The sequence below is a fragment of the Lysobacter rhizosphaerae genome, assembly GCF_054779795.1.
Genome location: NZ_BAAGXO010000011.1, coordinates 80,880 through 102,034, shown reverse-complemented (window position 1 = coordinate 102,034; position 21,155 = coordinate 80,880). Strand labels below are relative to the sequence as shown.

The window sequence follows — 21,155 nt, the reverse complement described above, 5'->3', positions numbered from 1 at the left end:
CGCCGTCTCCCATGACTTCGCCCTGTCCCGTCTGCGGCTGCAACGAGCGGCGCAGCGTGGTCGCGCATGCGATCGCCGCCGCGGTGGCGGAAGACGATCTCGACCGAGCCATCGAACTCGGCCTGCTGGAGATCGCGTCCTGCGAACACTGCGACGCTGCCTGCAGCGCCCGTGTAATGGCCGCGCGCGATGACCGACTGACAGCGCTCGGCGCGCGCGAGCGCTATCGCGCACGGCAGGCACGCCTGCAACGCCGCGCGCAGGAGCGTGCGGCGGCACGTGCGACGCCTGCACCCGCGACGAACACCGTGGAAGCGGCCTCCGGCCTGCCCTCCGCGGCCGCAGCCGCTCTCGCACGTGCCAGGGCGCGTGCGGCGGAGCGTCGCAAACCATGAGTCCCGCAGCGAAGAAACAAACAAGGAAGGCCGCGACCACCAAAGCAAGGAAGGCCGTGCGCAATCCGCAACGTCTGTCGCCCGCGGAGATCGAAGAGATGTTCTCTCGCCTGGCCGAGTTGAACCCCACGCCGACCACCGAACTCGAATACTCCACTCCCTACGAACTGCTCGTGGCCGTCACGCTCTCGGCGCAGGCGACCGATGTCGGCGTGAACAAGGCGACGCGCAAACTGTTCCCCATCGCCAACACGCCCAGGCAGATGGCCGCGCTCGGCGTGGAGGGCCTGAAGCCGTACATCGCCACCATCGGCCTGTTCAACACCAAGGCCGCCAATGTCGTGGCGATGGCGCATCAGCTGCTTGAACGGCACGCAGGTGAAGTGCCGCGCGATCGCACGGCGCTGGAGGCGCTACCCGGCGTGGGCCGCAAGACAGCGAACGTCGTGCTCAACACCGCCTTCGGCGAACCCACCATCGCCGTCGATACCCATATCTTCCGCGTCGCCAACCGCACCGGCCTGGCGCCGGGCAAGGACGTGCGCGCGGTGGAAGCCGGGCTCGAGAAAGTCATACCCGCGCATTACCTGCAGGACGCGCATCACTGGCTGATCCTGCACGGCCGTTACGTATGCAAGGCGCGCAAGCCGGATTGCCCGCATTGTGCGATCCGAGATCTGTGCCGGTTTGCGGACAAGACACCGGGCGAACCGGTTCCCGCAATTCGCTGAGCAGACATACATGAAGCTGCAACACGAGCTGCGTCCGCACTGCAGCGCGCACCGTCGTGCCGGCCATCGTCACCGGACAGTCATCGCTGCGAAATAAGTCAGCGCTGTCACATTTACGCAATCTTTACTACTTAGCCTGCGCGGGTCCTCTCCAACCCGCCCTAAGGGCTAATCCCATGAAACTGTCCCGCAGTACCCTTTCCGTTGCCCTGCTGGCCGCACTCTTCGCGCCCGCTGCCCATGCCGAAATCGCGCTCGACGTCATCGGCGGCTCGGAAATCTCGTTCGAAGGCCTGGTCCAGGCCGAAGGCAACTGGTACGACAACGACATCGTCGATCTCAACTCGGCAGGCACCGGCGGCACGGCGGCCAGTGCCGGCGCCAACGGCGGCGACAGCGAATTCGCCATCCGCCGCGCGGAAATCATCCTCAAGGGCAAGGGCCCGGGCAATTTCGAATGGACCCTCGGCTACGATCCGAGCGCGCAGAAGTCGGTCGCGGTGGTCAACGAATCCAATAACGGTGCCACCAACGTCACCTCGACCGTGAACTCCGGCGGCAAGTGGCTCGACGTCAACGCCAAGTACAAGATCGGCGGCAACGCCAACCATTACGTGCAGGTGGGCCAGTACAAGCAGCCCAACAGCCTGGAAGAGCTGTCGAGCACCCGCTTCAACGACTTCATCTCCAAGGCCGCGGTGACCAACACCTACGCCGTGGCGCGTCGCACCGGCGTCGCCTACAGCTACGGCGACGTCAACTGGAGCGTCACTGGCGCCTATTTCGGCCGCGAACTGACCCGCAACCTCGGACAGGGCCAGGGCTTCGGCCTGCGCGGCACCTGGGCGCCGATCAACGAAACCGGCAACATCCTGCATGTCGGCCTGGCTTACGTTGACTACGACACCGACGCCGACACCTTCCGCCTGCGTTCGCGTCCGGATGCCGACCTGGCCACCCAGCGCCTCGTCGACAGCGGCGACATCAGGGACACCGACCGCATCGGCATCGGCAGCGCCGAAGGCCTGTGGGTGCACGGCCCGTTCAAGGTGCAGGGTGAGTACTACCAGGCCAACCTGAAGCGCTACGGCGCTGGCCACGACGACTACAAGTCCGACGGCGGTTACATCAGCGGCGTCTGGAACGTCACCGGCGAAACCTGGGGCTACAAGGCCGGCGTGCCGGTCACCAACCTGCCGGAAGATCCGGGTGCCGGCATGTGGCAGCTGGGCCTGCGCTACGACACCCTCGACCTCAACGATGGCAGCGGCAACCCCACCACGGGTGCGGTCGCCGGCGTGCTGGGCGGCAAGCAGAACATCTGGACCGCGGGCGTGAACTGGTACTGGCGCTCCAATTTCAAGTTCGCCCTGAACTACGTCATGGTCGACACCACCAAGTGGTCGACCGCGGCCCGCGGTGAAGTCGACGACAACCCGAACATCATCGAAGGCCGCGTCCAGTTCTACTGGTAAGCCTGAAGACTCCTCTCCCTCTTCAGGGGCGCGGTGAAAACCGCGCCCCTTTTTTTGTCCGTGCGGCGACTGAACGACAGGCCTGCAAAGCCCGCGATGTCATCCAACTGAAATATTTGTGACCTGCTGCTGTCATCGAACCGTTATGGAATGCACGCGGAACGGGCCATGCCCGTCGTTTCTCTCCAGGAGCCTATCCGTGTTCAAGTCCCTCAAGTTCCGTGTCGCCGCGCTGGCGGTTGCCACTACGTTTGCAGCAGCCAATGCGTTCGCCGCCGACGTCACCGGCGCCGGCGCTTCGTTCGTCTACCCGATCATGTCGAAGTGGTCGGCCGAGTACGCCAAGACCACCGGCAAGAAGGTCAACTACCAGTCGATCGGCTCGGGTGGCGGTATCGCCCAGATCAAGGCCGCGACGGTGGACTTCGGTTCCTCCGATGCCCCGCTCAAGCCGGAAGAGCTGGCCAAGTTCGGCCTGGCCCAGTTCCCGTCCGTCATCGGCGGCGTGGTGCCGGTGATCAACGTCCCGGGCGTGGCCTCGGGTGCACTGAAGCTCGACGGCCCGACGCTCGCGGACATCTTCCTCGGCAAGGTCGCCAAGTGGAACGACCCGGCGATCGTCGCGCTCAACAGCGGCGTGCAGCTGCCCGACACCAAGATCACCGTCGTGCATCGCTCGGACGGTTCGGGTACCACGTTCAACTTCGTCAACTTCCTGTCCAAGGTCAGCCCGGAGTGGCAGACCAAGGTCGGTGAAGGCACGGCCGTGAAGTGGCCGACCGGCATCGGCGGCAAGGGCAACGAGGGCGTCGCCGCCTACGTGAAGCAGATCAAGGGCGGCATCGGCTACGTCGAACTGTCCTACGCGCTGCAGAACAAGATGGCCTACTCGCGCATGAAGAACGCCGCCGGCAACTTCGTGCTGCCCTCCGACGACAGCTTTGCCGCCGCGGCCGCCAACGCCGACTGGGCCAACGCCAAGGATTTCTACCTGGTGATGACCAATGCCCCGGGCGAGAAGTCCTGGCCGATCACCGCGACCAACTTCATCCTGATGTACAAGCAGCCCAAGAATGCCGCCGGCGCCAAGAACGCCAAGGACTTCTTCACCTGGGCCTACGCCAACGGCGATACCCAGGCCAAGGCCCTGGACTACGTGCCGCTGCCGGACGCGCTGGTGAAGCAGGTCGAGGCCTACTGGGCCCAGAACATGAAGTTCTGATCCTCAACGTTCTGATCCAAACGGGTCGAGTTGAATGAAAGCGGGCCCTCGGGCCCGCTTTCTATTTGTGAACGGGATGGTGGACGTCAGGCCCTCTTCGCGCGGATGCCTGGACCTCCCCGGGTGGAGCCCTGGACCGCCTCGGGTGGCTTGGGACCTCCCGGGATGGATGCCTGGACCTGCCCGTAGACGGTCGGGGCATCCGGGATGACAGGCGCATTACAGCCCAATGTCATTCCCCTGTAACAAAAACATCATTTCATGGCGGCACCTGCTGGCCCTCCCGGCCAGCCCCGCCTGAATCGCGCCATGCCCCCCCTGCCAGCAACCGCGCGGTGCCAAGCGGCCCCCTGCGCCCATTGCCAACCGCGGATCCGATGAACACCACCGCCCTGCCCCTCACGACCACCAGCAGCCGCGACGTCGCCGACGCGCGCAACGACAAGCTGTTCCGCTGGGTGCTGACCGGCACCGCTCTGTTCGTGCTGATTGCGCTGGCCGGAGCCGCGCTGTCGATGCTCTGGGGCGGCCGTGCCGCGCTGCAGGTCCAGGGCCTGAGCTTCTTCTTCTCTTCCGACTGGAATCCGGTCGAGGACAAGTACGGCGCGCTCGTGCCGATCTACGGCACGGTCGTCACCGCGATCATCGCGATGCTCATCGCCGTGCCGGTGAGCTTCGGCATCGCCTTCTTCCTGACGGAAGTCGCGCCGCGCTGGCTGCGCGGCCCGGTGAGCTCGGCGATCGAGCTGCTCGCCGGCGTGCCCTCGATCATCTACGGCATGTGGGGCTTCTTCATCCTGATGCCGGTGATGCGCGAATCCATCGTGCCCTGGCTCAACGACCACGCCGGCACCTGGCCGGTGGTCGGCCCGCTGTTCCAGGGCCCGCCGATCGGCGCCGGCATCCTCACGTCAGGCATCGTGCTGTCGATCATGGTGATTCCGTTCATCTCTTCGGTGATGCGCGAGGTCTTCCTCACCGTGCCGACGCGCCTGAAGGAATCGGCGTATGCGCTGGGCTCCACCAAATGGGAAGTGAGCTGGGACATCGTCCTGCCCTACACGCGCTCGGCGGTGATCGGTGGCGTGTTCCTCGGCCTCGGCCGTGCGCTGGGCGAAACCATGGCGGTGGCGTTCGTGATCGGCAACAGCGTGGGCTTCACCAAGTCACTGCTGGAACCCAGCACCACGATCGCCGCGCTGATCGCCAACGACTTCGGTGAAGCGACCGAAACCTACCGCTCCGCGCTGCTGCTGCTCGGTTTCGTGCTGTTCATCGTCACCTTCGTCGTGCTCGCCATCGCCCGCCTGATGCTTGCGCAGCTGGCCCGCAAGGAGGGCAACTGATGACCGCCGCCGCACATTCGCTCTACCTGCGCCGTCGCATCACCAATGGCATTGCCATCGGACTGGCCACGGTGGCCGCCCTGTTCGGCCTGTGCTTCCTCGGCTGGATCCTATGGACGCTGGTCTCCAAGGGCATCGGCGGCGTCAACTGGGCACTGTTCACGCAGAACCAGCCCCCGCCGCTGGAAGAAGGCGGGCTCAAGAACGCCTTCTTCGGCAGCGCGGTGATGTGCGGGCTCGGCATCCTGATCGGCGCGCCGCTGGGCATCGCCGCGGGTACCTGGCTCGCCGAATACGGCAACAACAGCAAGCTCGGCACCACGGTGCGTTTCGTCAACGACATCCTGCTGTCGGCGCCGTCGATCGTGCTGGGCCTGTTCGTCTACGCCGTGTTCGTGATGCAGACCGGGGGCCAGTTCTCCGCACTGGCCGGCTCGCTCGCGCTGGCCTTCATCGTGCTGCCGGTGGTGGTGCGCACGACTGATGAAATGCTGCGACTGGTGCCGGCACAGATGCGCGAAGCCGCGCTGTCGCTGGGCGTCCCGCAGTGGAAGGTGACCGTGCAGGTGCTGTACCGCAGTGCTTCGGCCGGCATCGTCACCGGCATCCTGCTGGCGCTGGCCCGCATCTCCGGCGAAACCGCACCGCTGCTGTTCACCGCGTTCGGCAACGAATTCTGGAGCACGGACCTCACCGGCGCCATGGCTGCGGTCCCGCTCGTCATGTACAAGTTCGCCGGCAGCGGCTTCGCCAACTGGGAAGCCCTCGCCTGGGCCGGTGCGCTGGTGCTCACGGTGTTCGTGCTGCTGGTCAGCCTGTTCGCGCGCACGTTCCTGTTGCGCAACAAGATCTCCCATGACTGAGGAACGTATGTCCATGCAGCTCACCAACGTTCCCGATATCACCACCTTATCTCCCAGCCGACAGTCCACCGCCATGAATGACGCCCGCCTCAACCTTGCCACTCCCGAGCGCGCCAGCGTCGCGGCGTCGCCGGTCAAGCTCGCCGCGCGCGGCCTGGACTTCTACTACGACAAGTTCCATGCGCTGAAGAGCATCAACCTGGAGATTCCGGAAAAGCGCGTGACCGCGCTGATCGGCCCCTCCGGCTGCGGCAAGTCGACGCTGCTGCGCGTGTTCAACCGCATCTACGCGCTGTACCCGAAGCTCGAAGCCAAGGGCCAGGTGCTGCTGGATGGCGAGAACATCCTCGACCTCAAGTACCCGATGAATCGCCTGCGCAGCAAGGTCGGCATGGTGTTCCAGAAGCCCGTTCCGTTCCCGATGACCATCTTCGAGAACGTGGCGTACGGCATTCGCCACCACGAGAAACTCTCGAGGTCGGAAATGAACGACCGCGTCGAAAGCGCGCTGCGTCAGGGCGCCCTGTGGGACGAAGTGAAGGACAAGCTGGGCCAGAGCGCCCTGGGCCTGTCCGGCGGCCAGCAGCAGCGCCTGTGCATCGCCCGCGCCGTCGCATTGAAGCCGGACGTGCTGTTGCTCGACGAGCCGACTTCGGCGCTCGATCCGATTTCGACCAGCCGCATCGAGCAGCTGATCGAGGAACTGAAGAAGGACTACACGATCGCGATCGTGACCCACAACATGCAGCAGGCCGCGCGCGTCTCCGACTTCACCGCCTTCATGTACCTGGGCGACCTGGTCGAACACGGCGCGACCGAAACCATCTTCTCGCAGCCGACCAAGCAGCAGACCGAGGACTACATCACCGGCCGGTTTGGGTGAGGCAGGCCGCTTACGCGGCACTGCCGCGTGGCCTGGCGAACGCCCGGCCATGGATGGCCGGGCCGGACCATCCGAAGGCGACATAGTCCCGCCACGGACGGCAGCAAAGACTTCGCGCAGAGCAACCGAAAACGACAACAGGTATGAACAACATGCACGACCACATCGTGAAGAGCTACGACGACGAACAGCAGCGCCTGCTCAAGGAAACCCTGCGCATGGGCGAAATGGCCGCCGCGCAGCTTGAAGCCGCACTCGACGTGGTCCAGCGCCGCGACGACAGGGCGGCCGAACGCATCATCGCCAACGACGAGGCCATCGACGCCATCGAGCACGAGGTCAGCCACGACGTGATGAAGCTGGCGCTGCGCGGCCCGATGGCGCGCGACCTGCGTCAGATCCTGGCTGCGATCCGGATTGCGGCCGACATCGAGCGCATCGGCGATCTCGCGGCCAACGTCGCCAAGCGCTCGCGCGCGCTGAACCTGGCACCACCGCTCCCGCACATCGCCGGCCTGCACGCCCTGGGCATGCTGGCCGTGCAACAGGTGCGCGATGCACTGGCCGCCTATCGAGACAGCGACATCGAACAGGCCCAGCGCGTGCGCGCCCGCGATGCCGAGATCGACATCGCCTATACCGGCCTGTTCCGCGAACTGCTGACCTACATGATGGAAGACGCGCGCAGCATCACCGGCTGCACGCATCTGCTGTTCATGGCCAAGAACATGGAGCGCGTCGGCGACCACGCCACCAACATCGCCGAGAACGTCTGGTTCCTGGTCAAGGGCGAGGAATCGCTGCCTCCGCGCGAGAAGCGCGACGAATCGATCTCGACGGGCACCTGACCCGCTCGACACGGACCCTGACCTTTCTTGGCGGGGTCCCGCTCACACAGCCGCCGGGCTAAACCTTGGCTGAATATTGGCGTGAAGGCCGGCTTCACGACCACACCTGATCCGGCCTCCCCCCACTCTTGGGATATGCACGCGCCATCGGCCGCGCGCATTCTCCCAACCCACGAGGGATGACCGGACATGGAACCACTGGTCGAGGAAGCCGCGAAGTCGCGGCCGCATCGCGGCGCGGATACTCGCCCACCAGCACCGGCCCTCCTGAAGCAACCTGCATCCTTTTCCACTGCCGTTCCGTACATACTTCGGCCGGCCATTACCCGCGGGCTTTGCCCGATCCCCTGAACCAGGAGCACACCATGTCCAGCAAGCAGATCAACAAGCCGCTCGCCCTCGCCGTCGGCGCTGCCCTCGTCGGTGGCCTCGCACTGTCGGCATCCGCCTTCGCCATGACCGATCTCGGCAGCGGCTACATGGTGGGCGCCAGCACCGCCGGCGCCGCCAAGGCCGGCGACAAGCAGGCTGAAGCCAACTGTGGCGCCGACAAGCAGAGCGCCGAAGGCAAGTGTGGTGAAGGCAAGTGCGGCGTTGACGTCATGGACACGGACAAGGACGGCAAGGTCTCTTCCGCCGAGTTCGGCGCCAAGCACAACGGCGACACGGCCATGTTCGCGATGCACGACACCAACAAGGATGGCTTCATCACCGCCGATGAAATGAAGGCCCACAAGGAAGCCGGCGAGGCCAAGTGCGGCGCCGACAAGAAGGCGACCGACAAGCCTGCCGCCGACAAGCCCGCTGGCGAGAAGGCCAAGATGGAAGGCAAGTGCGGCGAGGGCAAGTGCGGCGGTTCGGCCTGACCTGACGCACGATGGATGGGGACCATCGGGTCCCCATCCACTACCCGCTTCCCCGACATGCATCCCCTCGCCCCACACAGCACCGGCCTGGGCCTGCGCCGCGCCTTGCTCGACGAGCTGCAGTCGGCGCCTGCCGGCGATTTCGATTTCCTCGAATGCGCGCCGGAGAACTGGATCGGTGTCGGCGGCAAATTTGGTGACGCGCTGGAAACGCTGGCGGCGAAGCACCCGCTCGTCTGTCACGGACTGTCGCTGTCGCTGGGCGGCTTCGCCCCGCTGGATGAAACCTTCGTCGGTCGCGTGCGCCACTTCCTCGAGCGTCACGACGTGACGCTGTACAGCGAGCACCTGAGCTACTGCGCCGACGACGGCCAGCTCTACGACCTGCTGCCGATCCCCTTCACCGAGGAAGCCGTGCACTTCGTGGCCGCCCGTATCCGGCAGGCGCAGGACATCCTGGGTCGACGCATCGCCGTGGAGAACGTGTCCTACTACGCTGCGCCCCACCAGGCGATGCGCGAGATCGACTTCATCAATGCAGTGCTGGCCGAGGCCGACTGCGACCTGCTGCTCGACGTCAACAACATCCATGTCAACGCGATCAACCATCGCTACGACGCCCATGAATTCCTGTCGCGGCTGCCGGGCGAACGTATCGCCTACATCCACGTAGCCGGTCATTACGACGAAGCCGAAGACCTGAAGGTCGATACGCACGGCGCCCCCGTGAAGGATGCCGTGTGGCAATTGCTGGGGGCGGCGTACGCGCAGTTCGGCCTGCGCCCGACGCTGCTCGAACGCGACTTCAACATCCCGCCCTATGCCGAACTGGTGGCCGAACTCGACACCATCCGCTCCGTCATGCGCGGCTCCGTCACGGGCCGCTCGAGTGATGGTGACAACGACGCACCGGCACGTTTCGCCCAGGTAGGCCATGTCCGCGCCTGAGACACGGGCAACGGCGCCTGCGCGCCTGCGCGAACAGCAACTGGAGCTCACGCGCCACCTGCGCGATCCGCAGCATGTGCCCGCGCCGGAAGGGCTCGAGGATCGCCGCATCGGCATCTATCGCGAGCTGCTGTTCAACAACATCGAAAGCCTGCTGGGCGGCAACTTCCCGGTGATCCGCACGCTGCTGGGGGATATCCGCTGGAAGGCGCTGGTGCGCGACTTCTATCGCGACCATCGCAGCCAGACGCCGCTGTTTCCGGAGATCGCGCAGGAGTTCATGCGCTATCTCGAATCGCTGCCGGAACTGGATCCTCCCTTCCTCGCCGAGCTCGCGCACTACGAATGGGTCGAACTCGCGCTGCAGATTTCCGAGGCGCGCATCGACGACGTCGCGCACGACCCCACGGGCGACCTGCTCGCCGGAGCACCCCTGCTGTCGTCACTCGCCTGGCCTTTGGCCTACCGCTGGCCCGTGCATCGCCTGGGCCCGCAGTTCCAGCCCACCGTGCCGCCGGACGCGCCCACGCTGCTGCTGTTGCGGCGCGAGGCCGATGGCAACGTGCAGTTTTCCGAACTCAGCCCGCTCGCATTCCGCCTGGTCCAGCGCCTGGGCGAGGAACCCGAGCTGGACGGCCGCGCGCAGTTGGCCGCGCTCGCCGTCGAGGCCGCTGCGGCGGATGTCGACGGCTTCGTGGCCGAAGGAGCACGCCTGCTGCTCGAGCTTCGCGACAGCGGCGCGGTGCTCGGCACGCGATCGCCGTAGCTCTCGTCCCGTCATCCGACGACTGGCCCGGCTACACTGCGCGGATGTCAGATGCCGCGAAGAAGCCCGTCTCCCCGCTCGCCACGCGTTTTCGCGGCTTCCTCCCGGTGGTCGTGGACGTGGAGACCGGCGGTTTCGACTGGAACCGCCACGCCCTGCTGGAAATCGCGGTGGCGCCGATCGACATCGACGACAGCGGCCAGCTGTTCGTTGGCGAACTCACCAGCAGCCATGTCATCCCGGCGACGGGAACCCAGATCGATCCCAAGTCGCTCGAAGTGACCGGCATCATCCTCGACCACCCCTTCCGGGATGCGAAGTCCGAGCGCGCCGCGCTCGACCTGGTCTTCGCGCCGGTACGCGAGGCCATGCGCAAACACGGCTGTACCCGCGCGATCCTGGTGGGGCACAACGCGCACTTCGACCTCAACTTCCTCAACGCCGCGATCGCGCGCGTTGGCCACAAGCGCAGTCCATTCCATCCCTTCAGCGTGTTCGACACGGTGACGCTCGCGGGCGTGGCCTACGGCCAGACCGTGCTGTCGCGCGCGGTGCAGGCGGCCGGGCTGGAGTGGCGCAGCGAAGATGCGCATTCAGCCGTCTACGACACCGAGCGCACGGCGCAGCTGTTCTGCCGCATCGTCAACGGATGGCCGATGCTCACGACACCGGTCGACGCCGAGCCGCTCCCCGCGCCGACCGAGATCGACCCGCACACCGTGTAGGACGCGCTGCGTCTCGCGGCCAAGCCAGGCGCGCTACGGCGCCGCGAGCTTGAGCCCGACCAGGCCGGCAACGATCAGCGCCACGCTGGCAAGCCGCAGTGCGTTGGACGGTTCGTCGAACAGCACGATGCCGAGGATGACCGTCCCCACCGCGCCGACGCCAACCCACACCGCGTAGGCCGTGCCCACCGGCAGCGATTTCATCGCGATGCCCAACAGGCCAAGGCTCACGGCCATGGCCGCGATCGTGCCCACGGTCGGCCACAGGCGCGTGAAGCCTTCGGTGTACTTCAGGCCGATCGCCCAGCCCACTTCGAACAGGCCGGCAAGGATGAGGATGATCCAGGGCATGAACGTTCTCCGGTCAGTGGGGTCGTCCCCGGATGAACTGGAGTTGGCGGGTCGTCCCGCCCTCCTCTGGCCAAACGCGCCAGATCAGTCAGTGCCGCGGCGGCGGCCGCGAACAATAAATCGCCAGCGCCTTTCGTACACGGCCCTCAGGCCATGCGTTGCCTTACCGCTTCGAACAGGGTGACGCCACTGGCGACGGAGACGTTGAGACTCTCGACATCGCCGCCACCGGGCATCGGGATCTTCACCAGCTGGTCGCAGTTCTCGCGGGTGAGGCGACGCAGGCCGTCGGATTCGCCGCCCAGCACAAGCGCGACGTTGCCGCGCAGGTCGACCGACCAGAACGACGCGTCGGCTTCACCGGCCAGCCCGTAGATCCATACGCCCATCTGCTGCAGGTCACGCAGCGTGCGCGACAGGTTGGTGGCGGGAATCACCGGGATGCTGTCCGCCGCGCCCGCCGAGGTCTTGCGCACGGTCGCATTGACCTGCACCGCCTTGTCCTTGGGGAAGATCACCGCGGTCGCGCCTGCCGCCGCCGCGCTGCGCAGGCAGGCCCCGAGGTTGTGCGGGTCCTGCACGCCGTCGAGCACCAGCACCAGCGCCTTGCCCTCGGCGGCTTCGACGAGGCCCTGCAGGTCGCCCTCGCTGTAGGTTTTGGCCGCGGCATAGCGCGCCACCACGCCCTGGTGGCGCAGGTTGCCGACGACGCCGTCCAGGGCCTGGGTGGCCACGCGGCGCACGTCGATGTCCTTGCGGCGCGCCTGCGCCTCGATCTCGGTGATGCGCGGGTTCTTCGCGCCTGCCTCGATCAGGATTTCACGTACGTTTTCCGCGTCGTGTTCGACGGCGGCCGACACTGCGTTGATGCCGGCGATCCATTGTTTTGTGCTCATGCGTGCATTGTCCCCTTCCCCTGCTCGCTGGGGAAGGCTGGTTGAGGAAATGCACCCCCACCCCAACCCTCCCCCGCGGTGCGGGGGAGGGAGTAGTTAGTACTTCCGGGGGAAGGGAGTAGTCAGTACTTCTGCTTGACGCGCTTGGCGGGCTTGCCGCGCGGCGGCGGTGGTTTCACCCCGCGTTCCTCGACCAGCCGGAAATCGATCTTCCGCTCCTCGACGCTCGCCTTGAGCACGATGATGTCGACGCGGTCGCCGAGGCGGAACTCGCGCCCGGTGCGCTCGCCGGCCAGGGTCTTGCGGATCGGGTCGAAGTGGTAGAAGTCACTGGGCAGCTGGGTCACGTGGACGAGGCCGTTGACCTTGGAGTCGTCCAGCTCGACGAACAGGCCGAAGCTGGTGACGCCGCTGATCACGCCGGAGAACTGCCCACCCACGTGCTGCTCCATCCACGCGGCGCGGAAGCGCTCGTCGACTTCGCGCTCGGCTTCATCGGCCCGACGCTCGCGTTCCGAACATTGCAGCGCCAGCGCGGTCATCGCGCTGGGTGGGTACTTGAACGACTCGACCCGCGCGCCGCTGAGCGCATGCTTGATCGCGCGGTGCACCAGCAAGTCGGGATAACGGCGGATCGGCGAAGTGAAGTGCGCGTAGGCCTCCAGCGCCAGGCCGAAATGGCCGACGTTGTCGGGCGAGTACACCGCCAGCGACTGGCTGCGCAGCAGCACCGATTCCAGCAGCGCGGCGTCGGGCCGCTCGCGGATCTTCTTCAGCAGCGCGGTGAAGTCGCGCGGCTGCACCTTGGCCCACGGCGGCATGCGCAAGGCGAATTCCTTGAGGAACTCGAGCAGGTCTGCGTATTTGGCTTCCGGCGGGCGCTCGTGGATGCGGTACGGCGCCGGGATATGGTGCGAGAGCAGGTACTTCGCGGCCTCGACATTGGCCGCGATCATGCACTCCTCGATCAGCTTGTGCGCGTCGTTCCGCTGCAGCATGCCGGCCTGGACTACTTCGCCCTTCGATCCCAGCACGAAGCGTACTTCGCTGGTTTCGAACTCGATCGCGCCGCGGCGTTCGCGCGCCTTGGCGAGGACGCGGAACAACTGGTGCAGGTGCTCGATATGCGGCATCAGCGAGCCGATCTGCCCCTGCGCATCCTCCCTGGCCTCGTCGGTGACGTCACCGACGGCATTCCACACCAACGTGTAGGTGAGCCGCGCATGCGAGTGCATCACCGCTTCGTAGAACTTCGATTGCGTGACTTCGCCGTCGCGGTTCACCTGCATGTCGCAGACGAAGCACAGGCGGTCGACCTTGGGCATCAGCGAGCAGATGCCGTTTGACAGCGTTTCCGGCAGCATCGGCACGACGAAGCCGGGGAAATACACGGACGTCGCGCGCTTCTGCGCTTCGTCGTCCAGCGGTGTCCCGGGGCGAACGTAGTTCGAGACGTCGGCGATCGCGACCACGAGGCGGAAGCCGTCGCGGTTGGGTTCGCAATACACCGCGTCGTCGAAGTCCTTGGCGTCTTCGCCGTCGATGGTGACCAGCGGCAACTGGCGCAGGTCCACGCGCGCAGCCGCGGTCGCCGCGTCGACCGCAAGCGGCACCGCGGCGGCTTCGGACAGCACTTCCTGCGGGAATTCGTGCGGCAGGTCATGGCCATGGATCGCCGCCTGCACCGCCAGCGAAGCGGTCAGGCGCTCGCCGAGTACCGTGAGCACGCGGCCGATCGGCGGACGCCAGGAATCCGCGGCCTGCGTGATCTCGGCGACGACCAGCTGGCCGTGCTTGGCATCGCCACGCGCGTCGGGCGGAATCTGCACATTGCGCTGGATGCGGCGGTCGTCCGGCACAACGTAGCTGATGCCGGACTCGAGCTCGAAGCGACCGATCAGGCGATTGAGGCGACGCTCCAGCACTTCGACAATGGCGCCTTCGCGACGGCCACGCCGATCCATGCCGGTGACGCTGGCGAGCACGCGGTCGCCATGCATCGCCTTGCGCATCTCGAATGGCGGCAGGAACAGGTCGTCGCCGCCGCCCTTGTCGGGGCGCAGGAAACCGAATCCGTCGGGATTGGCGATGACCGTGCCGGCGATCAGGTCCAGCCGTTCGGCGGGTGCGAATTCGCCGCGCCGGTTCAGCAGCAGCTGGCCGTCGCGCAACATGGCGGCGAGGCGTTTGTTCAGTGCGTCGAAGCGGTCGGGCGCGGCGAGATCGAGGCGCTGCGCCAGGGCATCGGCCGACAGCGGACCCTCGCCGAGCAGGCGCAGGATCAATTCGCGGCTGGCGATGGGCTGCTCGTAGCGGCTGGCCTCCCGTTCCGCGTGGGGATCATGGGACGCCTCGGGCCGCTCGCCACGGGTCGCGGCAGGGGCGCGGGATGGCGGTCGGGCAGCGGGCTTCGGTACGAACCCGCGCGGCGGCGGCTCGGGCATCCAGCCAGGACGCGCTGCGGCACTCTTCGGTCGGGCCGCTCCCTGTTTCCCGCCTCTGCTCGCGCCGCCTCTACTCGCAGACTCCGCGGAACCGGATGCCCGGCCGGAACCGGACTTCGGGCCGGGCCCTTTGCCTGTGGATTTGCGACCACCCGTGGTCTTCTTTTTCATCGCGGCATGGTCGCACATCACCATCAAGGCGCGGTCGGGATGAACAGGGCAACGACCGCGTCGCAAAAGGATGCGACCGGTCGTTGACAAGTGTGCCGCCGCACCGCAACATACGCGGCCTCGCAACGGCGCCAGCCGCAACGCGAAGCCCAGGTGGCGGAATTGGTAGACGCACTAGTTTCAGGTACTAGCGGGTAAAACCGTGGAGGTTCGAGTCCTCTCCTGGGCACCACTACATCGTTTCAGGAAGTCCCCAGGACCTCCCGAAATCTGCATAAAACCCCGCCCCGAGCGGGGTTTTTTGTTTCCATCTCCCACGCTAGGCCGGGGAAGCATTGGCCCTGCGTTGATCGGCGCTCATGCCAGGAAGCGGACGTGCCCGGTATCAAGGTCGTACACGGCGCCTACTGCCTTCGTATTTCCGCTTTCCGCCCACTCCCGCCATTCGGGTGATCCGGTAATTTTCCGGAGCGTCCAGCGCACGTTTGCGTCGATACCCGCATTGAGCAGCTCCGTGGGAGGCAGTTCCGGGTCGAGCGTCTCGAGCGCCGGAATGATGTCCGCAAGCAGCCATGCGATCCGGCTGCGATGCCTGACCCCATGGAATTTCTCGGCGATCGCGGCTTCGACGGCGCCGCAACCCTCGTGTCCGAGGACGACCAGCAGCGGCGTGTGCAGGTGGACGGCGGCGTATTGCAGCGTTCCCGCAATAGCGGGCCCAAGGACGTTGCCCGCAACCCGGATCACGAACAGCTCGCCGAACGAAGCATCGAACACGAGTTCCGGTGGCACCCGGCTGTCGCTGCAGCCGAGGATGGTGGCGAACGGGTGCTGGCCCCTGGCGAGATCCGCCAGGACTTCCTTCTGCACGGTCGGGAAGCGCGCATGACCCGCAATGAAGCGGGCGTTGCCCTCCTTCAAGCGAGCCAGGGCCTCGTCCGCCGTGTATGCCGTGTATGCCGTGTGCGCCGGCCGCTCTCCGCTCATCGTCGTGTCTTCGCCTTCGGCCAACGGGGTCGCATGGTGAACGGCGGCTTGCCGGGTAGTAGTGCAATGCGAGCACCATCCTGGTAAGCCGGCGTGAAATCGATGCCCCGGTGAACGCGGCGCCCGCCCGCCCTCTTCGTACCAATATCGGTACAGAAAAAGCCCCGAATCAACGTGTTGTCGCCTTCGCCGTTCGCAGCTATGGTCATCCCACATCCCGTCCGCGGGCGGCGCATCCGATCCGGTGCGCTGCCCGTTTCCTTTTTGGAGCTCCCATGAACGCCAGACGCCTGAACGAACCGATCTCCGCAGCCTCGACCGCAGCTGCCTCCCTGCTCATTTCCCGCCTCGACTGCGAACGCATCGAAGCGCTGCTCGATTCTCCCGTCGCGCAATCCGTCGACACATCCGCGCTGCGCGCCGAACTGGACCGCGCCGACGTCATCGAACCAGCGCGGGTGCCGCCGGACGTCATCACCATGAATTCCACCGCGCGCTTCGCCATCGAGGGAAGCGACGAGGTCCGCGAAGTCACCCTCGTCTATCCGCGAGACGCCGACGGCAGCGCCAGCAGGGTCTCGATACTCGCGCCGGTCGGCAGCGCATTGCTGGGCCTGCGCGTGGGGGACGCCATCCGCTGGCCAGTCCCGGGCGGCCATCTCGGCCTGCGTGTGCTCTCGATCGACTACCAGCCCGAAGCGGCCGGCGAATTCCACCGCTGATCGCCACCCGGCCCCGTCGACGACGCCGTTACAAGCGCTCCCCGGACTTTTCCGGGGCGCGCATCACGCCATCAGCGGCACTCGCGCGGCCCATGCGGTCCCACACAATGGACAGCGCCGGCCGGGGATCGTCCCAGCGGAACACGTGGTGGTGCGCTTTGGCCCAGTTGCCCAGCGCCTGTCCAAGCGTGACCGTGACCGAGCCACGCCTGCGCTCTGCCAGCACCGACTTGAAATCGCGAACGAAGTTCACGCATCCGGCGCCGACGGGATAGTGGCCGGGCGCCGCGGCCACCGGTGCTTCCTGCGCATCCTCGTAGGCCATCCGGCACACGTTCATGCCGCAGCGCGCGGCGAATTCGACATACCACCAGGCGCGCGTGTTGACTTCCAGTATCCGGAATTCGCCATCCCTGGCATCGCGCTTGAATTCCGCGCTGAAGATGCCGCGGTACTCCAATGATTTCAGCAAGCGGGTGAGATGCCCGACCGCGGCGCCGGTCTCGGCCAGCGGGATGCTCTCGCAGTAGGAGCTGTTGCCGAAATCGGGGGGATAGATCCGCCGCCTGCGGCGCGCGAACATCGCTTTCAGGTTGCCATCGCGGTCGCGGAATCCGTCGATGAAATAATGGTCGGAACTGCTGCCGGGAACATATTCCTGCGCCAGCACCTTGTAGCCCTGCGCGTCCAGCCTGGCCCAGATCTCCTCGAACTCGGCACGCGTCTCCGCCCAGATGCCCTTGACCCCCAGCTCGCGGCGGAAGTTGTGCGAATCGGCCGGCTTGATGAAAACGCGATCCAGGTCCTGGAATGGAATGGCATCGATGTCCGCCCGCGAGTGGACCGTGAAAGTGCGCGGGTGCGGAATGTCGGTCCGTGCCAGGAACTCGCCAAAGCGCGCCTTGTCCTGCAGGATCTCCAGCGCTTCGCGTGAACTGGAACTCACCCGGAAGCGCTGCGAATGCGGCCCCCGCGCGAGGTCGGCGAGCCACAGGGCAAGGTCGTCGCGCGCCGCGATCATCACCGCACGCGGGAACGGCAGCGCGTGCAGCACTTCGTCGATATCGGCGCGTACTTCGCCATCCCAGGACACATTTCCCGGCAACGGCCGGTACCAGCGCGAACGCGTCACCAGGTCACCGGGGGGACAGGCGACGTAGGCGGGAATGCCCGCCATCGCCAGGGATCGCAGGGTGCCCAGTCCGGTATAGCCCCGACCCAGCACGATTGCTGGCACCTTCGGTGGCTTCCCTTCATCGAAGTTGCGCATGGCGTTCACTGGGCATGCTCCGGCGGTTGCCTCACGTCGTGGCCGATCGGCTCACGATTCCACGACGCGTGGTCGCTCAGGCAAACCGACATAACCGTGAAGAAACAACGTCCGCCGGCTCGGTGACGGCGCGGACGACAATGCACCCGTTCAGGTCATGATCGCGTGATGCACGTCCGCCGCCGCGCGCGGAGACCTCCATCGCTGGCCGCCGCGTTGGACCGCATCGCGGCACCGTTACAATCGCTCCCCAGACTTTCCCCAAGGCTCGCACCACGCCATGAGCGACCCCGTACGTCCGGTTTTCCACGGTTTCGAACAGATCCCCCTGCGCGAGTACGCCGAACGCGCCTACCTCGATTATTCGATGTACGTCGTGCTCGACCGCGCCCTGCCCTTCCTCGGCGACGGCCTCAAGCCGGTGCAGCGCCGCATCATCTATTCGATGAGCGAGCTCGGCCTCAACGCCGGCGCCAAGCCGAAGAAATCCGCGCGCACCGTCGGCGACGTGATCGGCAAATACCACCCGCATGGCGACAGCGCCTGCTACGAGGCGATGGTGTTGATGGCGCAGCCGTTCTCGTACCGCTATCCGCTGATCGAGGGCCAGGGCAACTTCGGCTCCAGCGACGACCCCAAGTCGTTCGCGGCCATGCGCTACACCGAGTCGAAGCTGACGCCGATCGCGGAAGTGCTGCTGGGCGAGCTGGGCCAGGGCACGGTCGACTGGGACCCCAACTTCGACGGCACGCTGGAAGAACCGACCTGGATGCCGGCGCGCCTGCCGCACCTGCTGCTCAACGGCACCACCGGCATCGCCGTCGGCATGGCTACCGACGTGCCGCCGCACAACCTCAATGAAGTGGTCAGCGCCTGCGTGCGCCTGCTCGACGATCCCGACGCGACCACGCGCGATCTGTGCGAACACATCCTCGGCCCGGACTACCCGACCGCGGCCGAAATCATCACGCCACGCGCGGACCTGCTCTCGATGTATGAAACCGGCCTGGGCAGCGTGCGCGCCCGCGCCGTGTTCGAGAGGGACGGCGCCAACATCGTCATCACCGCGCTGCCCTACCAGGCGTCACCGAGCAAGGTGATCGAGCAGATCGCCACGCAGATGCGCGCGAAGAAGCTGCCGTGGCTGGAGGACATCCGCGACGAGTCCGACCATGCCAATCCCACGCGCATCGTGCTGGTACCGCGCTCCAATCGCGTCGATGCCGAACAGCTGATGGGGCATCTGTTCGCCACGACCGACCTGGAAAAGAGCTTCCGCGTCAACTTGAACATCATCGGGCTCGATGGCCGCCCGCAGGTGAAGGGACTCAAGGCGTTCCTTGGCGAGTGGCTGCATTTCCGCACCGATACGGTGACCCGCCGCCTCAAGCACCGCCTCGACAAGGTCGAGCGCCGCCTGCACCTGTTGGAAGGCCTGCTGGTCGCGTTCCTCAACCTGGATGAAGTGATCCGCATCATCCGCAGCGAGGACGAACCCAAGCCGGTGCTGATGCAGCGCTTCAAGCTCAGCGACGACCAGGCCGACTACATCCTGGAGACCAGGCTGCGCCAGTTGGCGCGCCTGGAGGAAATGAAGATCCGCGGCGAGGAAGCCGAGCTCGAGACCGAGCGCGACCGCATCATCGCGACGCTGGACAGCAAGGCCAAGCTGAAGAAGCTGGTGAAGGACGAGCTGATCGCCGATGCGAAGAAGTTCGGCGACGCGCGCCGTTCTCCGCTGGTCGCGCGCGGGGCCGCGCAGGCCCTGTCGGAAACCGAACTGGTCGCCAGCGAACCGATGACGATCGTCCTGAGCGAAAAGGGCTGGGTGCGCGCGGCCAAGGGCCACGACATCGATGCCTCGACCCTGAGCTATCGCGACGGCGATGGCCTGCTCGCCGCCGTGAAGGGGCGCAGCACGCAGCAGGTGGCCTTCCTCGATTCCACTGGCCGGTCGTACTCGACGGTCGCGCATACGCTGCCTTCGGCGCGCGGCAACGGCGAGCCGCTGACCGGCCGGTTCTCGCCGGTATCGGGCGCGTCGTTCCAGGCCATCGCCTCGGGCGAGAACGACACGAAGTTCGTGCTCGCCTCGTCGCATGGCTACGGTTTCACCACCCGTTTCGAGAACCTTACCGGCCGCAACAAGGCCGGCAAGGCCATGCTGTCGCTCACGCCGAACGCCAAGGTGCTGCAGCCCGCACTGGTCACCCCGGGCGCCAACGATCGCGTCGTCGCCGTGACCAACGTCGGCCACCTGCTCGCGTTCCCGGTGTCGGAGCTGCCCGAGCTCGACAAGGGCAAGGGCAACAAGATCATCGACATCCCCAAGGCCAAGCTCGGCACCGAGCGCGTGGTTGCCGTTGCCGTGGTCGCGCCGGGTTCGACCCTGGTGGTGAAATCGGGTGCGCGCACGATGTCCCTGTCGTTCAAGGACCTCGACCCGTACGTTGGTGCGCGCGCTACGAGGGGCGGCTTGTTGCCGAGGGGTTGGCAGAAGGTGGAGGGGCTCGATGTCCAGTAACTTCCTCTTCCCATGCGGTGTGGCGCGTGAGTTGGCGCGGGTCGAATAATGGACCCCGACTTCTGGCACCAGCGCTGGCAGGACAACCAGATCGGCTTTCACCAGGACAAGCCGACGCCGCTGCTGGTCAAGCACTGGCCGGCGATCGGCATGCCGGTGGGCGCGAAGATATTCGTCCCGCTGGCCGGAAAGTCGCTGGACATGGCCTGGTTCGCCTCGCAGGGATACCGGGTACTGGGCGTGGAACTGTCGTCGCTGGCGATCGGGCAGTTCATCGCGGAACACGGCGTCGTGCCGGAAGTACGCGAGTCGAAGTACGGCACGCACTACCTCGCCGGCGCCGTCGAAGTGATCTGCGGCGACGTGTTCTCGCTGGATGCGCAGGCACTGGCCGACTGCAGCGTCGTATTCGATCGCGCCGCGCTCATCGCGTTGCCGCCTGAACTGCGCAAACGCTACGCACGCGAACTCTACTCGCTACTGCCGCAGGGCTGCCGCGGATTGCTGATCACGCTCGAGTATCCCGAAGGCGAGAAGAATGGACCGCCCTTCAGCGTGGGCGAATCCGAGGTGCGCGAACTGTACGAGCCGGACTGGCATGTCGAAGTGCTCGAACGGCGCGACATCCTCGCGCAGCAGCCTGCCTTCATCGCGGAAGGCGTGACCCGGTTGGACACGGTGGTCTATCGGCTGCAGCGGCGCTGACGGGCCGCAGGACGGCC

General features: G+C 66.1%; 20 protein-coding genes and 1 tRNA gene. 16 read left to right on the top strand and 5 right to left on the bottom strand.

From position 1 onward, the window contains the following. The first annotated feature begins 11 nt into the window (after positions 1-11). From ACYVGE_RS15325 to rnt, 12 genes are all read left to right on the top strand, one after another. Positions 12-395 (top strand): hypothetical protein, encoded by a 384-nt coding sequence (locus tag ACYVGE_RS15325; protein ID WP_460730957.1) that lies wholly within the window; start codon positions 12-14, stop codon positions 393-395. Positions 396-493: 98 nt separating this feature from the next. After that, positions 494-1,126, top strand: coding sequence for an endonuclease III (gene nth, locus ACYVGE_RS15320; protein WP_460731092.1), 633 nt, complete (start codon positions 494-496; stop codon positions 1,124-1,126). 176 nt (positions 1,127-1,302) lie between these two features. Beyond that, the gene (locus ACYVGE_RS15315) at positions 1,303-2,601 is read left to right on the top strand and encodes an OprO/OprP family phosphate-selective porin (RefSeq protein ID WP_460730956.1); all 1,299 of its coding nucleotides are present in this window, start codon (positions 1,303-1,305) and stop codon (positions 2,599-2,601) included. A gap of 145 nt (positions 2,602-2,746) precedes the next feature. Next, entirely contained in the window at positions 2,747-3,823 is a 1,077-nt protein-coding gene (gene pstS / locus ACYVGE_RS15310) for a phosphate ABC transporter substrate-binding protein PstS (protein WP_460730955.1), read from the top strand. Positions 3,824-4,200: 377 nt separating this feature from the next. Continuing rightward, positions 4,201-5,169 carry a phosphate ABC transporter permease subunit PstC gene (pstC, locus tag ACYVGE_RS15305; RefSeq protein WP_460730954.1) on the top strand — a complete coding sequence of 323 codons (969 nt, stop codon included), beginning with the start codon at positions 4,201-4,203 and terminating at the stop codon, positions 5,167-5,169. Beyond that, positions 5,169-6,032 carry a phosphate ABC transporter permease PstA gene (gene pstA, locus ACYVGE_RS15300; RefSeq protein WP_460730953.1) on the top strand — a complete coding sequence of 288 codons (864 nt, stop codon included), beginning with the start codon at positions 5,169-5,171 and terminating at the stop codon, positions 6,030-6,032. Before pstC ends, pstA begins: the two co-directional genes overlap by 1 nt. A gap of 73 nt (positions 6,033-6,105) precedes the next feature. Next, complete coding sequence (pstB, locus tag ACYVGE_RS15295; RefSeq protein WP_460731091.1) at positions 6,106-6,915, top strand: phosphate ABC transporter ATP-binding protein PstB; 810 nt, start codon at positions 6,106-6,108, stop codon at positions 6,913-6,915. Positions 6,916-7,058: 143 nt separating this feature from the next. Further along, the gene (gene phoU, locus ACYVGE_RS15290) at positions 7,059-7,763 is read left to right on the top strand and encodes a phosphate signaling complex protein PhoU (protein WP_457097494.1); all 705 of its coding nucleotides are present in this window, start codon (positions 7,059-7,061) and stop codon (positions 7,761-7,763) included. A gap of 365 nt (positions 7,764-8,128) precedes the next feature. Continuing rightward, entirely contained in the window at positions 8,129-8,629 is a 501-nt protein-coding gene (locus ACYVGE_RS15285; RefSeq protein ID WP_460730952.1) for an HvfA family oxazolone/thioamide-modified RiPP metallophore, read from the top strand. 57 nt (positions 8,630-8,686) lie between these two features. Next, the gene (locus ACYVGE_RS15280; protein ID WP_460730951.1) at positions 8,687-9,577 is read left to right on the top strand and encodes an HvfB family MNIO-type RiPP peptide maturase; all 891 of its coding nucleotides are present in this window, start codon (positions 8,687-8,689) and stop codon (positions 9,575-9,577) included. Further along, positions 9,564-10,343, top strand: a complete 780-nt coding sequence (locus ACYVGE_RS15275) for an HvfC family RiPP maturation protein (protein WP_460730950.1) — start codon at positions 9,564-9,566, stop codon at positions 10,341-10,343. Before ACYVGE_RS15280 ends, ACYVGE_RS15275 begins: the two co-directional genes overlap by 14 nt. 44 nt (positions 10,344-10,387) lie before the next feature. Next, positions 10,388-11,068, top strand: a complete 681-nt coding sequence (gene rnt / locus ACYVGE_RS15270) for a ribonuclease T (protein ID WP_310053395.1) — start codon at positions 10,388-10,390, stop codon at positions 11,066-11,068. Between the two features lie 33 nt (positions 11,069-11,101). On the opposite strand, the gene sugE is transcribed toward rnt, so the two are convergent. From sugE to rnr, 3 genes are all read right to left on the bottom strand, one after another. After that, complete coding sequence (sugE, locus tag ACYVGE_RS15265) at positions 11,102-11,419, bottom strand: quaternary ammonium compound efflux SMR transporter SugE (RefSeq protein WP_460730949.1); 318 nt, start codon at positions 11,417-11,419, stop codon at positions 11,102-11,104. Positions 11,420-11,565: 146 nt separating this feature from the next. Continuing rightward, positions 11,566-12,315, bottom strand: coding sequence for a 23S rRNA (guanosine(2251)-2'-O)-methyltransferase RlmB (gene rlmB / locus ACYVGE_RS15260; RefSeq protein ID WP_460730948.1), 750 nt, complete (start codon positions 12,313-12,315; stop codon positions 11,566-11,568). A 122-nt stretch (positions 12,316-12,437) separates the two neighbouring features. Next, positions 12,438-14,930, bottom strand: a complete 2,493-nt coding sequence (gene rnr / locus ACYVGE_RS15255; protein ID WP_460730947.1) for a ribonuclease R — start codon at positions 14,928-14,930, stop codon at positions 12,438-12,440. Between the two features lie 147 nt (positions 14,931-15,077). Between rnr and ACYVGE_RS15250 the strand changes: the two genes are divergently transcribed. Then, a tRNA-Leu gene (locus tag ACYVGE_RS15250) sits at positions 15,078-15,162 on the top strand. A gap of 125 nt (positions 15,163-15,287) precedes the next feature. Here the strand turns inward: ACYVGE_RS15250 and ACYVGE_RS15245 are convergent. Continuing rightward, positions 15,288-15,917 (bottom strand): carbonic anhydrase, encoded by a 630-nt coding sequence (locus tag ACYVGE_RS15245; RefSeq protein ID WP_460730946.1) that lies wholly within the window; start codon positions 15,915-15,917, stop codon positions 15,288-15,290. Positions 15,918-16,192: 275 nt separating this feature from the next. Between ACYVGE_RS15245 and rnk the strand changes: the two genes are divergently transcribed. After that, complete coding sequence (gene rnk / locus ACYVGE_RS15240; RefSeq protein ID WP_460730945.1) at positions 16,193-16,639, top strand: nucleoside diphosphate kinase regulator; 447 nt, start codon at positions 16,193-16,195, stop codon at positions 16,637-16,639. A gap of 28 nt (positions 16,640-16,667) precedes the next feature. On the opposite strand, the gene ACYVGE_RS15235 is transcribed toward rnk, so the two are convergent. Next, the gene (locus ACYVGE_RS15235) at positions 16,668-17,918 is read right to left on the bottom strand and encodes a carboxylate--amine ligase (protein ID WP_460730944.1); all 1,251 of its coding nucleotides are present in this window, start codon (positions 17,916-17,918) and stop codon (positions 16,668-16,670) included. A gap of 271 nt (positions 17,919-18,189) precedes the next feature. Here ACYVGE_RS15235 and parC point away from each other — a divergent pair, with 271 nt between their 5' ends. Both parC and ACYVGE_RS15225 read left to right on the top strand, forming a co-directional pair. Beyond that, complete coding sequence (parC, locus tag ACYVGE_RS15230) at positions 18,190-20,433, top strand: DNA topoisomerase IV subunit A (RefSeq protein WP_460730943.1); 2,244 nt, start codon at positions 18,190-18,192, stop codon at positions 20,431-20,433. A 48-nt stretch (positions 20,434-20,481) separates the two neighbouring features. Next, entirely contained in the window at positions 20,482-21,138 is a 657-nt protein-coding gene (locus tag ACYVGE_RS15225) for a thiopurine S-methyltransferase (RefSeq protein WP_460730942.1), read from the top strand. Positions 21,139-21,155 lie beyond the last annotated feature (17 nt).